Source organism: Bacillus sp. DX4.1 (genome assembly GCF_030348195.1).
GTDB lineage: Bacteria > Bacillota > Bacilli > Bacillales > Bacillaceae_G > Bacillus_A.
In genome coordinates this window covers 1-15,324 of record NZ_JAUCFT010000001.1, presented here as the reverse complement: position 1 = coordinate 15,324, position 15,324 = coordinate 1, and the positions used below count along the sequence as shown (strand labels likewise).

Below are 15,324 nucleotides of genomic sequence, written 5' to 3'. Positions count from 1 at the left end.
GTTATTTTTTTATTTTCCTTTTTCAACTCAAGATTTTCTTTCTTTAAATCTTGAGTGTTACCAACTAATTTTTTATTTCTAAGTTGCTCTTTTGAAAGAGAATCTTTCAAACTATTAATTTCTCTATTTTTCCTTTCCAGTTCTTTTTCTTTATCTTTAATAACAGTTGGTAATTGAGCAACTCGTTTTATCACTTCTTGTTGTCTTTCAAATTCCACTGAATCTACCTTCACATCATTACTAAACATTGCTCTTTTGGCTTCGACTTTAGGAATCTCAATTTCACTATTTTTTATCTCTTCCAAACGTCGTTCAACTTTATTTAATTCATCATGCAAAGTTACTTTTCTCTCATTAAGTTGCTTTACTTCTTGTTGCGAATCTTCTAAATCCACCACTAGCTTTTTTAATTGCTTTGTTCCAGCTACCACCAAATTTTTATTTTTATGCATAAGCTTTTCCATAGTTGATGCGGCATCCGCATATTCCTTGTACTGACGAACTTTCATGTACTTATGAGAACCTACATTAGCTCTTTCAAAATCCGGAATCTGCTCTTTTGTTAATTCTTCAATATAAGCTGTTTCCAACGCACGCCAATTCGCAATTAATTCAGTTCCTTTTCCTTCAATGCCTTGCTGTTGCAACGCTCTATCCATTCCAACACGTTTTGTTAACCCACGATTACTTTCAAAGTTTGGTACATAGTTAATATGTAGATGCGGATTGGCTTCATCATCATGTAAAACCATGTTATAGACAGCTAGATTCTGATTTCGCTCTTGAAACGCCTCAGCATACCGTTTTAACGCTTCCTTTTTCGCTCCCCTATACTTTGGGTCATCTTTGCCTTCCCCAATCGCTACGACCAATTCTCGCTGCTCATGTGTCTTTGTATCTTTTTTTATCTTGTCATAGTAATTCTTGATTTTACGGTCATTCCGTTTTTGTTTCTCATTGTATTTGTCTATCGCCTCTTGAAAGACATCCTCGTATACAACTCGAATGTCCTTTTTTACAAAGTAGATATTTTCGTCTAACCTGGATGGATCGATACCAGGATTCCCATGAATGTTTTCTCTGTTATTATGGCTTAATGAACTTTGGTGAGATTGATTAAATGAGATAGAGAACAACATAAAATGCCACCACTTCTCCTAGATTAATTGATACAATAAGTCTAGCAAGGCGACGAAATTGTGTCAATTGACGTAACCCTATACGTATTTTGACACTTTGTATCAAAATAGATAGGGGTCTGCGACGCTTTTCGGCTTTGCCGAGCCATGGCCAGCATGGCAAAAACAAACCTTGGGCTTTGCCCAAACCCACTGGGGAAATCTTCCCCAGACCCCGTCTCACAAACTCCCCCAACCCCCTCATTTTTTGAGGGGGCTCCCTCGCCGGTAGGCAGGGTCAAAAGGGTACCTTTTGACAACCACTAGAGGGTCTGGGACAGGCGAGTCTGTCAACTCCTTAATGCTCACTTCGTTCCGCTTACCGTTGACAGCCACAATATATAGTTATTTTCAATAAGATTTTTCCAACCCTCTTTGGCTTATCGATATGGATTGCTCATTATCGAATATAAAAAATAAAAACGAATGTAGACTTTTACATATTCGTTTATTTTAGAACACCTTAAAAAATCACCATAAAATATTTTACACAGGTACATGCCCTAACCAAATCTATTAATCTAACATATTATGTAGAAGCGACTTTAAATCTATAAAAAAGTTGCTAAGGAGGCGCATATAAAATGGCAACATTTGAAATTGGGGCGAGATGTCTTTTCAATTTTCGAGACGAACGCTTTTTCCTATTAGTTGAGGATGAAATTACAGTTCCAGATAAAGGTGTGGAGATTGATCCACTTAATATCTATGAAATTGACCAGCAAACTTTCGATTTTATCAGAGATGAAGGAGATACAGACGTGTGTGTACCAGTTACTACACTTCCAACTGTACCACCTGGATTTCACTTAGAACGAAAATGTATTTTTACAGTTGATAATGCATTCTGGGCAATCTATGAGTTAGAAGATGGAACTGATGACATTGTTATATTAATCATCACTGCAGCTTTATTTAACTCATTGAGAAATTCTGGTGTTCGTGAATGTTTTCCTCAAAGTTTCATTCAATGAATTGATTAGACCTCAAATAGAATACTCTTTGAAAAAATTGTCCCCTCGTAGTTTTCTGCGAGGGGTTAATTTTTTCAAAGTTCATACAAAAAAATGAATGTAAACTTTTATATATTAGTTTACATTCAAATCCCCGAAAATATTGACTTTATCCAGATTCCCCTGATATCCTCAAATTCACCAATAAAAGTATACATTCAAAACACTATAAATAAAGAGGTTAGGAAACCCATGAGCAAAAAACACAAAATCCTGACGCTATCCCGTAAAGAACTAAGAGTTTTTCTTTTCTAAATAAATATTTATTGTGACATATAAACAGACACTATTTCATTGCCAAACATATTATATGTTACGGATGACATCCAAAACATCTAAACCCCTGCCAAGAAATAAATCTACAAAGTATTTCTTGGCCATTTTTCATAATTTACTTTTTAAGATTTCAATAAATAAAATGCTTAAAAAGGTTAAAGATAAGAGCCCTATCCTCTCTTATCTTTAACCTTTTTATTAATTAAGAAATTCTTTGAATACTAATAACATCTAAACTTGTGATATTAATATTTACAGACTCATCAACCCAAACAAGAAATCTATCTTCTATGCGAATAAAAACACCTACTCCATCGATTTGATCTCCACCAGAAAAGACTCTAATTTTATCGCCTTCTCTTAAACCATCTAATCTTCTTCTTTTTCTAATACACTCATCACATTCACATCTACGTTCAAAAAACATTTAACATAACCCCTTTTTCAAAAAATTATTAGCACCATATTTTATGAAACTAATAAATTAATTGATTAATTTATTAAACTTTTTTCTTCTATCAAATGTCCAATCAACTTAATTTGTTAATTAAAAATCACTAATTTTAATAATTGTACAAGCACTTTTTTCATTACTTACATATACCATCACTAGGATGAAAATTATCCAAAACCATAATCCCACCCTATAGATTACCTATTACGACTGCTGTTTATACGAACAGCAAAAAAAGGACAGTCAAAAATACTGTCCTTTTTTTATAAATCAAAACTCCCTCCAGCAAAATACATTGGAGCGGATCCTAGTTCACATAAGACCATTTATTTTCCTTTATCTATACAGCAATCACTTGAACTTGAACCAACAACTCTTCGAACACTAATAACATCTAGACTTGTGATATTAATATTTGCATGATTATCAACCCAAATAAGAAATCCATCTTCTATACGAATAAAAACTCCTACTCCATCAATTTTATCTCCACCAGAAAACACTTGGATTTTATCGCCTTCTCTTAAACCGTCTAATCTTCTTCTATTAATCTTTCCATGCCCCATGATTATCCCTCCTTTATTCAAACTAATACATATATCTGAACGCAATAAAATTTATACTTGTACATTCATGAAAAATTTATAAACATGTCTACCTATAACAAAATAAGATAAGAGCCCTCTTATCTTTGATTTTTTATTAACTAAGAAATTCTTCGAACACTAATAACATCTAGACTTGTGATATTAATATTTGCACGATTATCAACCCAAATAAGAAATCCATCTTCGATATTAATAAATACTCCTGTTCCATCAATTTTATCTCCACCAGAAAACACTTGAATTTTATCCCCTTCTCGTAAACCGTCTAATCTTCTACGTCTAAAACCAGAATCTATTTCATCAATTTTTCTAACTCTATGTCTTCTGTCAAAATCATCACATCTATCAAAATCATCACATCTGTCAAATCTATTTCTTCTGTCAAAATCATCACATCTTCGATCAAAAAACATCTTAAACAACCCCTTTTATTATTTAATTACTTAATACTTTATGAAAGTAATTAAATAATTGATTAGGCTTATATCATCTTTTAAAAAAAAAGGCTAGATTTCTTACTAACAAAACACTAAATAGACAAAAATAATCATAATTATACAAGCCCTTTTTCATCTTATACATATGCTATTACTAGGATGAAATTCATCCCAAACCATAACCCCCATGTCCCATAGATTACCCGTTCGTGCACACAGCTATCTAAATAGATAGCAACAAAAAAGGACAGTTTTTTAACTGTCCTTTTTTGTTGTACTTAAAAATATATATAATGTATCAAACTCCAATTGCCTTTCTTTTTTATTATTATAAGGATTCATTTACATAACCTCAATTATCAGCAGTCCATATAGCGGTTCAGCCGAGATAATACATCCTATAACCTAAAATTACATGTATCTCGGTTGCCCCCCTCGTTCATATAAACAGCAAAAAAAGGACAGTCAACAATACTGTCCTTTTTTATAATCTCTCTATTTATTTTTCTATACTATCCATTAACAAAGAACTCTTCGAACACTAATAACATCTAAACTTGTAACATTAATATTTGCACATTTATCAACCCAAATAAGAAATCCATCTTCTATACGAATAAAAACTCCTGTTCCATCAATTTTATCTCCACCAGAAAAGACTTCAATCTTATCGCCTTCTCTTAAACCATCTAATCTTCTTCTATTAATCTTTCCATTTTCACATTCTTTACTATTCCCCATGATTACCCCTCCTTTATTCAAATTAATACATATATATGAACGTAATAAAATCTATGCTTGTACATTTATAACAAATTTATAAATACTTAAAACAAAATAAGATAAGATAAGAACTCTCTCCTCTTATCTTTAATCTTTTTATTAATTAAGAAATTCTTCGAATATTAATAACATCTAGACTTGTGATATTAATATTTGCACATTTATCAACCCAAATAAGAAATCCATCTTCGATATTAATAAATACTCCTGTTCCATTAATTTTATCTCCACCAGAAAACACTTGGATTTTATCGCCTTCTCTTAAACCGTCTAATCTTCTACGTCTAAAATTAGACTCTCTTTCACATTCAAAATCTTTTTCTCTTTCGTCAAATCTGCTAAATCTATTTCTTCTTTCAAACTCGTCACACTCGTCACACTCACATCTTCGTTCAAAAAACATTTTAACAACCCCTTTTATTATTTAATTACTTTATATTCTATGAAGGTAATTAAATAATTGATTAGACTTATATCATCTAAAAAAAGGCTAGATTCCTTACTAACAAAACACTAAATAGACAAAAATAATCATAATTATACAAGCCCTTTTTCATCTTATACATATGCTATCACTAGGATGAAATTCATCTTAAACCACAACCCCCATGTCCCATAGATTACCCGTTCATGAACACAGCTATCTAAATAGATAGCAAAAAAGGAAATTTAAACTCTATTCATAAAAAAGTTCACTCTTCTAAAATAAAGAGTGAACTTTTTTATAATCTTCAAATTTAAAATTATTTACCAAATAAACGATTCCAAAACGATTTCTTCTGTTCTAAAGCTGCTATTAGGGGTACCGCCAACATTTTAACGAAAATATACGCTAAACAAATTTCGACGTAAAAAATGTTGATTTTACTACTCTAAGCAATTTACCAAATCTCAAAAACGAGGGTATTTGAGACAAATGAAATTTAACCTAAAATAGGATGAAAATAGCTTGAAATGTGTCTCAAAACTAATCTCTAAATCAAAATCTCAATTGGAATTAGTAGCAATGAGTTTTGAGAATCTCTTAGCGTATAAAAACGTTTAAATGTGCGCGCTACCCCATTTAAATCTCCTTAAATATTTACTTTAATTTACATAACACCACTTATCAGTATTCAATATATCTAAAAAACTATAAGACACCCCCTTCAGATTTTCTGAAGGGGGTGTTGGTTCACATAATTTCCGTTATCGGAAGTTCATCTATCCGTAAAATAGGTTTTTATAGACATTTTAAGCATAACAAAAAGGCTTCAAATTGAAACCTCTTTGCTCTTCTTATGGCTGTAATGAGGAATTTTAACGAAATTCTCATTTTTAGATTGTTATGGTAGTTCCGTCAAACTTGGTAAGAGAGAAACCATTAAAATTCTCATTGAAGGCAGCTTTATAGTCTTGAAGAATTCCGATGGCGACTGCTTCTCCTAACTTTAGACCCTCCACCCCATCTGAGCGCCAGTGAAGACCGGCAGTATCGCGCCCATGAGTGATATTGGAGGAAAGTTTGTTTAATTCCCCGCCAATGGTTAAAGGTGCCCCTGAATATGGTAGTAATGAAAGACCATCAGAACTAGCTACAACTGGATTAGGGATTACAAATGATTCGTTAAAGAACGCCTTCAGCATAGTGACCCCAGCTCCAACAAAGCTAGCATGTCCTCCAGGATAGGCAGGATGAGCCGGACAACCTTCTGCATAAGCTATAGGCAACAAATAAGTGCCGTACTTGTCAAAAACCTTGGAAATCGCCTGTGAATTTAATAATTCTGAATTAATTGGATAGCTGGCGGCATCGGTCTTGGTGTTGTGAACGCGTCCTCCGAATTCTTCCGGCCGAAGCCGGCGATGAACCAGAAATTTTTGGAACCAAGCAGCTTTTAAAGCTGCCTGAGCAGCTCGGGCTACCATATCTAAAATGTGTGGGGCGCCAAAAGTGGAAAAGCCAACCTGTGTTGCCGAATTCAGATAAGGATTAGCTGAGTCTAATGCAGCTTGTCCAAAACTCAGCAAAATTAGACAAGCATCGAGAGTACTTTGGTAGGGAAAATCTTGGTGAACCCATTCCCCTAAATTTCTACCATTTCGGATATAACGAAGAGTTGGGTCAAATACATTTGATGTAGTCGGGTTCGATCCGTTTTGAATGTTCAACCATTCCTCATATGCGGTCATGTGATCGTCTCCAGCTGCTGTAGTACGATATTTTTGAACAATCGTTGTAGCTCCAAAAGGAATATCCTTCCACAGAAATTGAGAAATAAAAGGTCCAACAAGGTCACCGGTTGTACCTCCACGGAAAAGAGTACCTGTAGTGACTACCCCATTGATTTTAGGTCCTCGAAAATCTGAAAATCCTGATAGTTCAGAGGCAGCCTGGAGGGTAAGTGGATTAATGTCAAATTCTGTGAAAGATACATCTCTCGTCAATGCTCTCCAATAAAGCTCAGCCATCTCACTCGCTTCCCAGGCACTACTAAAGGCTGGTGGTACAGCAATACCCAAATGATGACTATCAGGTCCTGCCAGTTCGAATGCATAGGCAGCTTGAGGATTGGTAAGCTTCACAACTCCACCAAGAGGGATATCCTCAAAATTGTCCGAGTTACCTGTTTCTAATGAATGAATTAAAGCTTTATAAGCATTGAGATTAACTTCACCCAGTTGATTGTGTAGCAAAGCCTTAGAGAAGTTGCCTATTTTTTGGGGATACAAGTTTTCGTCACCATTACATACATGATTCGGGAGAGGTTGTTTTTTTTGGAAATTCGCTGCTTTTAAACGAATTTTAAAAGCTTCATTACGACGCTTTTTTGGAGTTAAAGATCCGATTTTACACGACTTTTTTGTGTTTACCGTCTGTTCCTGATTATCATTCTCTTCATTAGTTTGATTATTTTCCATATATTATCACCTACTAATATGAAGTGAATTCAAGATATTAGCTAGTTCTTATAGAAATTTCCTAGTTTCCTTAAGTTCTATCAATTTTGAATTCTAATTTAGTATATTCGCATTGATTTTACTAAGTATGGTTTCTTTTACTAATTTAATTGTCTATTTCATTTTACATAAATGAACTGTATATCATATTCATGTCAGGTTAACATAACGTACCATTATCGGTAGTATCTCATTCCGTTCATTGATTAGAATGATAAGGTACTTTTCCCTTAGTCTACGAATATTCTTTGAAGTTTGACTTGGCCTATATTACCGACAAATTTCACATTTCAAAGGTATTTCGTTTTATCATGTATAATGTAACTTTAGGAACGTCAATTGGAGCATTAAGAGGAGCGTGAGGAACGATGTCTAATGGAACGCGGAATGGTATACAATCCGAGCCACTCCCGGCTTTCCTAACCAAAGAAGTAGCAGAAATGTTAAGTATTAGCGAAAGCTATTTGCGTAAATGGTGTTTAGAGCTAGAAAAACATGAATACATCTTTGTAAAAATTCGTGATCCTAAAAGTAATCGCGAGTATCGAACCTTTACTTCAAAAGATATAAAAGCTTTAAAACAATTTCAAACACTTATGAAAGATGCCGGATATAACAAGGCGGATGCTGCCAAAACCGTAGCAATAACCATAAATAATGAAAATTGGAACACGAGTGGAACGTCCCATGATCCAGTGGATTCCCAATCCTTGCTTATTACGAGAGATAAAGAAGTATTGGAACGCGAAAACAACACTAATTTGTTACGTGAATTATTGCGTGAGGAACGCGAAGAAATAACAAAAGAACTCCAATCCATGAGAGAAGAACTACGACGAACTCAAGAAGAATTTCAAACATTGAAAGACGGTATACAAATATATCAAAAACACCATGAACAATTGTTACAAGAAAGAGATGAACAACTATTACATAACATACAATCTATTCAAGAAACTAAACAACTAGTTGCTCCTACTGCAGAAAATAAACATCATTGGTGGAAATTCTGGAAATAAAACAAGCCTTGCATATAAGCAAGGCTTGTTTTATTTCACATGTATTTGAACATCTTATTATGCTGTAGAATTCTTTTCTACAGCAATTATAAAAACATGCCCAAAGACTAAGGCAGCAATAAGATACATGTCTGTAGACATGATTAAAAAGTCGATATAGCTTGGTAATATCAAGATACCTGTACTGAAGTAAAGTAAAGGATAAAAAGCAGTATACAGTGCTGGTATACCTACAAAAATTAACTTTTCTATTTGGAAAGACCATCTTCCTACTTTCCTATTTTCTTTAAGAAAAGTCGGCAATCCAAGAAGTATTCCAATAGCGATGTATAACAAAGGAGTACAAATGAGATATGGAAACCTATTATACGTTGTAGCTCCATGCTCTTTTAACAAGCTTGAAGTACGTATAACGATGAAAAGTGATGTAAAGAAGACAACAGAATATAAAAAGTAACCAATGGCTCTTTTCAATGAAATAGAAATCCCTCCTTTTTTTAAAAGTTTAGGATTACATATTCCCCAGATTACAACTTATTCCTTTTCACTTTAGAACACAGTAACTCAACTCCTTTTTTATACAAGATTTTATACAAATTTTTGTACTAATACAGGAAATTCATAAGCCTGAAAACCCCAGTATCTCTACAATGTATAAAATGATGCATAGCATGATAAACAAGGAAAAAGCGAAATCCATTGATATAACTAGGATTTCAATTTTTCCTTGCTACCGATAATAGGGCGTTATGTTAACTTCACATGAATACGATATTCATTTCTATAGATTATAATGGAACCAGCCTGGACAAACGTACAAACAAAAAAAACATGCGACATTGAATGTATTATCTCTCATGAATAGAGGAGGTCAATTATTTTATCTTCAAATTGCGGAAGAAATTTCAATCTTTCTGCAGTTCCTTGTCCTGTTCCTAGCCCTATTAGTTGTCCTATTTTCAAGGACCACCAAGACCTGAGCTACAATCAGCATTCAGGGATGTTAGAAATGAAACTAATACTGCTATAGATGTTTCTGCAGATACTACTGTGCAAGTTTTATATCCAAATGAACAACACGATTTAATAAATGAATATAATACTCTTATCTCCACATTTATTCCAAGAGATACCGACACCACTGAATAGTGAGGTTGCAAAAATATTTTTAAGAAAAATAGTTGACACCCCTGCTACTCAGTGTTACAATGTACATGTAATAAGCAATACTTAATAGCGTGATTTCCCAAAAGCTATTAAGTAAAAATTTGCCTTAGTACTAAGTTATACTGAATATAAGTCAGACAGAATAGAAGAGGCTCTGAACATGGAAAATTTAACTGAAATGCTGAAGGGTTCACTAGAAGGCTGCGTGCTGGAAATCATCAGCCGCCATGAAACCTATGGCTACGAGATTACCCGCCGCCTGAACGAACTTGGGTTTACTGAAGTCGTGGAAGGGACGGTCTACACCATCCTCGTGCGATTAGAAAAGAAAAAACTAGTGAACATAGAAAAGAAACCGTCAGATATGGGGCCGCCCCGCAAGTTTTACTCACTTAATGAGGCTGGCCGTCAGGAACTTGAATTGTTTTGGAAAAAATGGGATTTTGTATCATCAAAAATCAACGTCTTGAGGTCAATCTAGCTTCATAAGATATTCCATACGATATTTTTGGAGTGTCTTGTTCAGCTTTATAAAAAAGGAGGAAAAATAACATGATGGAAATGTTCAAAAAAATGATTGGTGATAAAAAAGAATACAAGATGATGATGGCACGGGTTGAAGCCCTGCCAGAGGACTACCAGTTTGTATTTAAGAAAATTCAAAACTACATGTGGAATTTCTCAGCGGCGGGCAGCGGGATGGATATGCTGCACATACAGTATGAATTAATCGAGTTGTTCGAATCCGGTGCGGCGGAAGGCAGACAAGTGCTGGAAATCACTGGGGACGATGTGGCGTCCTTTGCCGACGAACTAGTGGCAAACGCTAAAACCTATGTCGCCAAGTATCGTGAAGATTTGAATCAGAGTATCATGAAGCGATTGAGAAAAAAATAAATTCAATAGATAATACCGACTGATTAGCTGGTTACAAATGTGAATTGCTGCCTTCGCTATTCAGTTATATTTTTAACCCGGTAATAAGTAATACAGATTATCAGTCAGACTAAATAGAAGAGTATAGGCAATCTAGCTCCGCAAGGCACTTTTTATAAGGAGGAAAAAAGTATGAGCAATGCAGCGATTTCTGTAAAAGGGTTAAAAAAATCCTTTAAAGACAAGGAAGTCTTAAAAAGGGTGGATTTTGAGGTGCAGCGTGGCGAAATTTTCGCACTGCTAGGCTCAAATGGAGCGGGCAAGACAACGACGGTCAACATCCTCTCGACACTGATGAAGCCCGATGGCGGCGAAGTAGGTGTTTGCGGCTTTGACGTCCAGCGTCAACCGGATCATGTTCGCCAGAGCATCAGTCTAACAGGGCAGTTCGCAGCTTTAGACGGCATGCTCACCGGACGGGAAAACCTGATAATGATTGCCAAGTTGCGTGGAGTTTCCGATCCCGCTCAAGTCGCCGACAATCTGCTTACAAGATTCAGCCTGACCGATGCGGCCAACCGCCGGGCAGACAAATATTCCGGCGGGATGAAGCGCCGGCTTGACATCGCCATGAGCCTGATCGGGACGCCAGCAGTCATTTTTCTCGACGAACCGACGACAGGGCTTGACCCCGAAGCGCGGATTGAAGTCTGGGATACCGTCAAGGAGCTTGCTGGCGGCGGTACAACCATCTTGCTGACGACCCAGTACCTGGAGGAAGCCGAACAACTGGCGGACCGTATTGCCATCCTGCATGGCGGAAAAATCATCACGACCGGTACCCTTACCGAACTCAAGGAGATGTTCCCGCCAGCGAAAGTGGAGTACATCGAGAAGCAGCCGACATTGGAGGAAATTTTCCTCGCGATCATCGGCAAAAAGGAGGAGATGTAAATGAAAAGCAAAACAGGGGTATTACTAGGGCGTTTAATGCGCAACATCATGCGCAGCCCGGATACGATTATCACGGTGGCGATTACACCAATTATGATGCTGCTGCTGTTTGTCTACGTATTTGGCGGCGCCATAGAAACAGGCACGGACAACTACGTCAATTATTTATTACCGGGAATCTTGCTGATGGCTATCGCATCCGGCGTCGCTTATACTTCACTGCGGCTGTTTACGGATGTAAAGAGCGGGCTGATGGCGCGTTTTATTACCATGCCCATCAAGCGCTCGTCGGTATTGTGGGCTCACGTGTTGACTTCGCTTGTTTCCAATGCGCTTACTATCGTGGTTGTTATCCTCGTCGCCCTCTTGATGGGCTTCCGTTCCAGCGCTGATATCCTGGATTGGCTCGCGGTAGCTGGGATACTCGGGCTGTTTACGCTGGCGCTGACATGGCTGGCTGTCATTCCCGGATTGACAGCGAGATCTATGGAAGGGGCGACAGCCTACTCGTACCCGCTGATTTTCTTGCCGTTTATCAGTTCGGCCTTTGTCCCCACCGAAACCATGCCTAAAATTGTCCGTGCGTTCGCTGAGAACCAGCCCGTGACTTCAATAGTGAATACAATTCGTGCCCTCTTGTATGAAGGGTCTGTTGGCAACGGTATCTGGATCGCGCTTGCCTGGTGCGTCGGCATCATGATCATTGCTTACTTCTTCGCCAGTAAAGTATTTAAACGTCAATTAGGGTAAGTACACCATTATGGGATTAGCCATATCATCGGTTTTATTCTTATCTTTTGATCTGAAATTTGCTTTTTAACTATATATAAAGAATGAGAAAGGGAAAATGCAAAAACTCAATGATATCAAGGGTTTAAAGAGGGTAGGGTGTGATCAAATGATCACACCTAAAAAATGTAAAGTTTCCATACCCCAACTAGTCCAACCAAGTCATTGGGTGATACCCCAATCTGAATTGGTTAATACATATCTAGTCCCCAAAAAAATATATAAACATATTGTATTATAGTACAACTCTTTAACAAGCACTCTAAAAAAGGAGCTATCTATATGCTTGAAGACAAATCTAAAGTTAATTACCCATATGAATTTGCTGAAACTACAACAACACCAATTAAAAAACCAAATTATACAAAATTTAAAAATAGTACAGACACACAACCTCTTACTATTTCAAAACATTACGTTGAAAAACGTCTATACTCCGAAAGAATTGATATTCCTAAAAACAAATAATTAAAATTCATTACGAAAACACGCCACACATGTATGTATGGCGTGTTTTCCTTGCTTTTAGGCAAGAGTGTTGGCTGGAGATTTGGGGGCTAGCCCCCAGGAACTTCGCGTTATATAAAATATCGTACATATAATTATAAAGAAAATGGAGGGATAGAAATGAGAATTGCGTACACAGAAAGTGATATAGACTTGTTAGCTCGTCTAATGAGAGCAGAAGCAGAAGGAGAAGGGCAACAAGGGATGCTAGATGTTGGTAATGTCGGTGTGAACAGAGTGATGTGTGATTGTCTAGACTTTAAAGGAATCACAAACATTCAACAAATGGTGTACCAACAACAAGGTGGAAATTATTCATTTGAAGCCGTAACAAAGGGATATTTTTATCAACGTGCAAGAGAAATTGACAAAGATCTGGCAAGAAAATGCCTAGAATATTGGAGAGGACATCCAGCAACCAATTCCCTTTGGTTTTTCAATCCCGTAGGAAATTGTCCGCCTGTTTGGTGGAATCAGACATTAGCAGGACAATACAAAGAACATTGTTTCTATCAACCAACGAGAACTGATTGTCCAAAAGTATATTGATATACATCACTATAAAATAGATTCTTCCCTATGTTTCGCTAAAACTTTTATATCTTTCCCTTGCTTTTGGGCACGAGGCTGGCTGGGGGTTTGGGGGCTAGCCCCCAGGAACTTGGCGTTATATCAAATATAGCATAAGAACGAATCTTGAACGGATGAACTGGCGGTTTGGCTCGTATAATCGCTTGTCCAAGCCGAGAACCTGTTTGCTTGCTTTTGGTCTGTCGGCTTGGCGATAAAAGCAAACGAGCCGAAAAAAGTTTTGCAAGGATGTAGCAAAGCGAAAAAGGTGGAGATTTTTGAATGTTTTTTTCAAAAATACTACCTGTTCCTTGCGGAACTTTTAGCTATATATATAAGAGTGAGATAGGGGAAATGAAAAAAGTTAGTAATATCAAGGGTTTATAGAAGATAGGGTGTCAAAAAAAAGCGACACAGGTGTCAAAAAAAAATGACACCTAAAAAAAGGTAAATAGCATAAAAAAAAAGAACGCAAGAAAATTTTTGCGTTCTTTTAAAATAAATAAATGGGTAGTTTATGTTTTTTCTTTCCTTGATTTTCGACTTTAAAATTTCTTAATGAATCTCTAAAAATATGTTGAGTTGCTTTATCTATTCCATCTTTAGGAGAACAACACATAACATTTGGATTTACAAACCATGTACGACTAGTACAAACCCGTCCATCTTCAGTTGTAACACCTGATTGTGCAACTGCTAATACTCCCTTTTTTAATAAACCATTCATAACACTAGAAATACTTTGACGAGTCATTTTAAACTTTTCAGCTAGATATGTAGGTGATGCTGGATTATTTGTCTCACGTTCTACAAGAACATTGGTTTTAAACTCTACAGATGAAGTTAATTTGAATAAAAAAGCTTCTTCCTTACTACTTAAATAACCTATTTCAATCAAATAATCTATATTATCCATTATAATTTGCACAAATCTCACCCGATCTGTAGGCTTTTTCTTTTTACCTATGAAATATTCTTCCCCACCAGACATTTTACTTAACATCTGTAAAAGCATAGCTCTTTCTTCTTCTGAATATCCACCAGTTTGCAACTGATCATAAATACTATCAATCTTACTATCTCTTATTTTCGCTTTTTTTTCAGCTTGTCCAAAATCTACAACTTTTGTCATAAAATAATTCTCTCCCTTAGTGGAAGGAATCAACTTTTATATGTTAGAATGTATATAGAATATATAAATGGTTGATTCCAACCTTATTATGAAAAACCGCCTCGCCGGCCAAAGCTAGGGCGGTTTTTCTCGTTTATACGTCTTTCTCTATAATAACATGAAACACCTTGTTAAAGCTTTCCATCTCTTGTAAAAACATAACATTTATCACTCATCATATTCATGTAATTCAATAATGTCCTCTGAGTTACCTATCATTCGACCATATTCAAGACCACCATCAACTGCAATTGATCGACACGAACAATACTTAAAATCACGAGTAAATTTTGATTCAATCACATCTCCACATTTTCTACATTGGAGTGCATTTTTCTTCAATTTTTTCATCGTTATTGCCCCTATCTTTCTAATTCATCTTCACGTTCTTTTCTTTTCGGTTTACTTTGTTCTTTTATTATTTCTTTTACTTCTTTTTCAGCCAAACCTATAATATCATCCGCTAACTCTTTCGAAATATGATTGAACTCTTTTCCTACACCTTTCACAACTCTATCAACAAATTTAGCAATATGTTTTCTTGCCATTTCTATGACCAGTATTAACCGAACCGATTCATCT

General features: G+C 36.0%; 18 protein-coding genes and 1 pseudogene. 8 read left to right on the top strand and 11 right to left on the bottom strand.

Going from position 1 to position 15,324, the window contains the following annotated elements; translation table 11 throughout:
• A partial coding sequence (locus tag QUF99_RS00095) for a plasmid recombination protein (protein WP_289367970.1) occupies positions 1-1,139 on the bottom strand: 1,139 nt, incomplete at its 3' end.
• 623 nt (positions 1,140-1,762) lie between these two features.
• Here QUF99_RS00095 and QUF99_RS00090 point away from each other — a divergent pair.
• Entirely contained in the window at positions 1,763-2,152 is a 390-nt protein-coding gene (locus QUF99_RS00090; RefSeq protein ID WP_289367968.1) for a spore coat protein, read from the top strand.
• Positions 2,153-2,669: 517 nt separating this feature from the next.
• Here the strand turns inward: QUF99_RS00090 and QUF99_RS00085 are convergent.
• The 6 genes from QUF99_RS00085 to QUF99_RS00060 all read right to left on the bottom strand — a co-directional run bounded on the left by QUF99_RS00085 (position 2,670) and on the right by QUF99_RS00060 (position 7,650).
• Positions 2,670-2,894 (bottom strand): hypothetical protein, encoded by a 225-nt coding sequence (locus QUF99_RS00085; RefSeq protein ID WP_289367966.1) that lies wholly within the window; start codon positions 2,892-2,894, stop codon positions 2,670-2,672.
• Between the two features lie 353 nt (positions 2,895-3,247).
• Positions 3,248-3,487 (bottom strand): hypothetical protein, encoded by a 240-nt coding sequence (locus QUF99_RS00080; RefSeq protein WP_289367965.1) that lies wholly within the window; start codon positions 3,485-3,487, stop codon positions 3,248-3,250.
• 140 nt (positions 3,488-3,627) lie between these two features.
• Positions 3,628-3,942 (bottom strand): hypothetical protein, encoded by a 315-nt coding sequence (locus QUF99_RS00075; RefSeq protein WP_289367964.1) that lies wholly within the window; start codon positions 3,940-3,942, stop codon positions 3,628-3,630.
• Positions 3,943-4,485: 543 nt separating this feature from the next.
• Complete coding sequence (locus QUF99_RS00070; RefSeq protein WP_289367962.1) at positions 4,486-4,707, bottom strand: hypothetical protein; 222 nt, start codon at positions 4,705-4,707, stop codon at positions 4,486-4,488.
• Between the two features lie 145 nt (positions 4,708-4,852).
• Positions 4,853-5,152 (bottom strand): hypothetical protein, encoded by a 300-nt coding sequence (locus tag QUF99_RS00065; RefSeq protein WP_289367961.1) that lies wholly within the window; start codon positions 5,150-5,152, stop codon positions 4,853-4,855.
• Between the two features lie 914 nt (positions 5,153-6,066).
• The gene (locus tag QUF99_RS00060; RefSeq protein WP_289367960.1) at positions 6,067-7,650 is read right to left on the bottom strand and encodes a vanadium-dependent haloperoxidase; all 1,584 of its coding nucleotides are present in this window, start codon (positions 7,648-7,650) and stop codon (positions 6,067-6,069) included.
• Positions 7,651-8,057: 407 nt separating this feature from the next.
• On the opposite strand from QUF99_RS00060, the gene QUF99_RS00055 reads away from it, so the two are divergent.
• A complete protein-coding gene (locus tag QUF99_RS00055) occupies positions 8,058-8,708 on the top strand; it encodes a DUF3967 domain-containing protein (RefSeq protein WP_289367958.1) in 651 nt (216 codons plus the stop codon).
• 57 nt (positions 8,709-8,765) lie between these two features.
• Here QUF99_RS00055 and QUF99_RS00050 read toward each other — a convergent pair whose 3' ends face one another.
• Complete coding sequence (locus QUF99_RS00050; protein WP_289367956.1) at positions 8,766-9,182, bottom strand: hypothetical protein; 417 nt, start codon at positions 9,180-9,182, stop codon at positions 8,766-8,768.
• Between the two features lie 853 nt (positions 9,183-10,035).
• On the opposite strand from QUF99_RS00050, the gene QUF99_RS00045 reads away from it, so the two are divergent.
• The 6 genes from QUF99_RS00045 (at position 10,036) to QUF99_RS00020 (ending at position 13,550) form a co-directional block, all read left to right on the top strand.
• Complete coding sequence (locus tag QUF99_RS00045) at positions 10,036-10,356, top strand: PadR family transcriptional regulator (RefSeq protein WP_289367955.1); 321 nt, start codon at positions 10,036-10,038, stop codon at positions 10,354-10,356.
• Between the two features lie 71 nt (positions 10,357-10,427).
• The gene (locus QUF99_RS00040) at positions 10,428-10,772 is read left to right on the top strand and encodes a DUF1048 domain-containing protein (RefSeq protein ID WP_289367953.1); all 345 of its coding nucleotides are present in this window, start codon (positions 10,428-10,430) and stop codon (positions 10,770-10,772) included.
• A 171-nt stretch (positions 10,773-10,943) separates the two neighbouring features.
• Positions 10,944-11,705 (top strand): ABC transporter ATP-binding protein, encoded by a 762-nt coding sequence (locus tag QUF99_RS00035; RefSeq protein ID WP_289367952.1) that lies wholly within the window; start codon positions 10,944-10,946, stop codon positions 11,703-11,705.
• Positions 11,706-12,455 (top strand): ABC transporter permease, encoded by a 750-nt coding sequence (locus QUF99_RS00030; protein WP_289367951.1) that lies wholly within the window; start codon positions 11,706-11,708, stop codon positions 12,453-12,455.
• A gap of 321 nt (positions 12,456-12,776) precedes the next feature.
• Complete coding sequence (locus QUF99_RS00025; protein ID WP_289367950.1) at positions 12,777-12,962, top strand: hypothetical protein; 186 nt, start codon at positions 12,777-12,779, stop codon at positions 12,960-12,962.
• Between the two features lie 159 nt (positions 12,963-13,121).
• Positions 13,122-13,550, top strand: coding sequence for a cell wall hydrolase (locus tag QUF99_RS00020; RefSeq protein WP_289367948.1), 429 nt, complete (start codon positions 13,122-13,124; stop codon positions 13,548-13,550).
• A gap of 514 nt (positions 13,551-14,064) precedes the next feature.
• On the opposite strand, the gene QUF99_RS00015 is transcribed toward QUF99_RS00020, so the two are convergent.
• From QUF99_RS00015 to QUF99_RS00005, 3 genes and pseudogenes are all read right to left on the bottom strand, one after another.
• On the bottom strand, positions 14,065-14,703 hold the full coding sequence (locus QUF99_RS00015; RefSeq protein WP_289367947.1) for a MarR family transcriptional regulator: 639 nt from the start codon (positions 14,701-14,703) through the stop codon (positions 14,065-14,067).
• A gap of 207 nt (positions 14,704-14,910) precedes the next feature.
• Positions 14,911-15,093, bottom strand: a complete 183-nt coding sequence (locus QUF99_RS00010; RefSeq protein WP_289367946.1) for a DUF7695 domain-containing protein — start codon at positions 15,091-15,093, stop codon at positions 14,911-14,913.
• A gap of 11 nt (positions 15,094-15,104) precedes the next feature.
• Positions 15,105-15,324 (bottom strand): annotated as a pseudogene (locus QUF99_RS00005) (plasmid recombination protein); the annotation flags it as partial.

Bases quoted from the DNA above. Each gene is read 5' to 3' on its own strand.
- QUF99_RS00025 (WP_289367950.1), top strand. From the start codon at position 12,777: ATGCTTGAAGACAAATCTAAAGTTAATTACCCATATGAATTTGCTGAA.
- QUF99_RS00075 (WP_289367964.1), bottom strand. From the start codon at position 3,942: ATGTTTTTTGATCGAAGATGTGATGATTTTGACAGAAGAAATAGATTT.
- QUF99_RS00045 (WP_289367955.1), top strand. From the start codon at position 10,036: ATGGAAAATTTAACTGAAATGCTGAAGGGTTCACTAGAAGGCTGCGTG.
- QUF99_RS00030 (WP_289367951.1), top strand. From the start codon at position 11,706: ATGAAAAGCAAAACAGGGGTATTACTAGGGCGTTTAATGCGCAACATC.
- QUF99_RS00035 (WP_289367952.1), top strand. From the start codon at position 10,944: ATGAGCAATGCAGCGATTTCTGTAAAAGGGTTAAAAAAATCCTTTAAA.
- QUF99_RS00020 (WP_289367948.1), top strand. From the start codon at position 13,122: ATGAGAATTGCGTACACAGAAAGTGATATAGACTTGTTAGCTCGTCTA.
- QUF99_RS00070 (WP_289367962.1), bottom strand. From the start codon at position 4,707: ATGGGGAATAGTAAAGAATGTGAAAATGGAAAGATTAATAGAAGAAGA.
- QUF99_RS00010 (WP_289367946.1), bottom strand. From the start codon at position 15,093: ATGAAAAAATTGAAGAAAAATGCACTCCAATGTAGAAAATGTGGAGAT.
- QUF99_RS00090 (WP_289367968.1), top strand. From the start codon at position 1,763: ATGGCAACATTTGAAATTGGGGCGAGATGTCTTTTCAATTTTCGAGAC.
- QUF99_RS00060 (WP_289367960.1), bottom strand. From the start codon at position 7,650: ATGGAAAATAATCAAACTAATGAAGAGAATGATAATCAGGAACAGACG.
- QUF99_RS00080 (WP_289367965.1), bottom strand. From the start codon at position 3,487: ATGGGGCATGGAAAGATTAATAGAAGAAGATTAGACGGTTTAAGAGAA.
- QUF99_RS00040 (WP_289367953.1), top strand. From the start codon at position 10,428: ATGATGGAAATGTTCAAAAAAATGATTGGTGATAAAAAAGAATACAAG.
- QUF99_RS00085 (WP_289367966.1), bottom strand. From the start codon at position 2,894: ATGTTTTTTGAACGTAGATGTGAATGTGATGAGTGTATTAGAAAAAGA.
- QUF99_RS00055 (WP_289367958.1), top strand. From the start codon at position 8,058: ATGTCTAATGGAACGCGGAATGGTATACAATCCGAGCCACTCCCGGCT.
- QUF99_RS00065 (WP_289367961.1), bottom strand. From the start codon at position 5,152: ATGTTTTTTGAACGAAGATGTGAGTGTGACGAGTGTGACGAGTTTGAA.
- QUF99_RS00015 (WP_289367947.1), bottom strand. From the start codon at position 14,703: ATGACAAAAGTTGTAGATTTTGGACAAGCTGAAAAAAAAGCGAAAATA.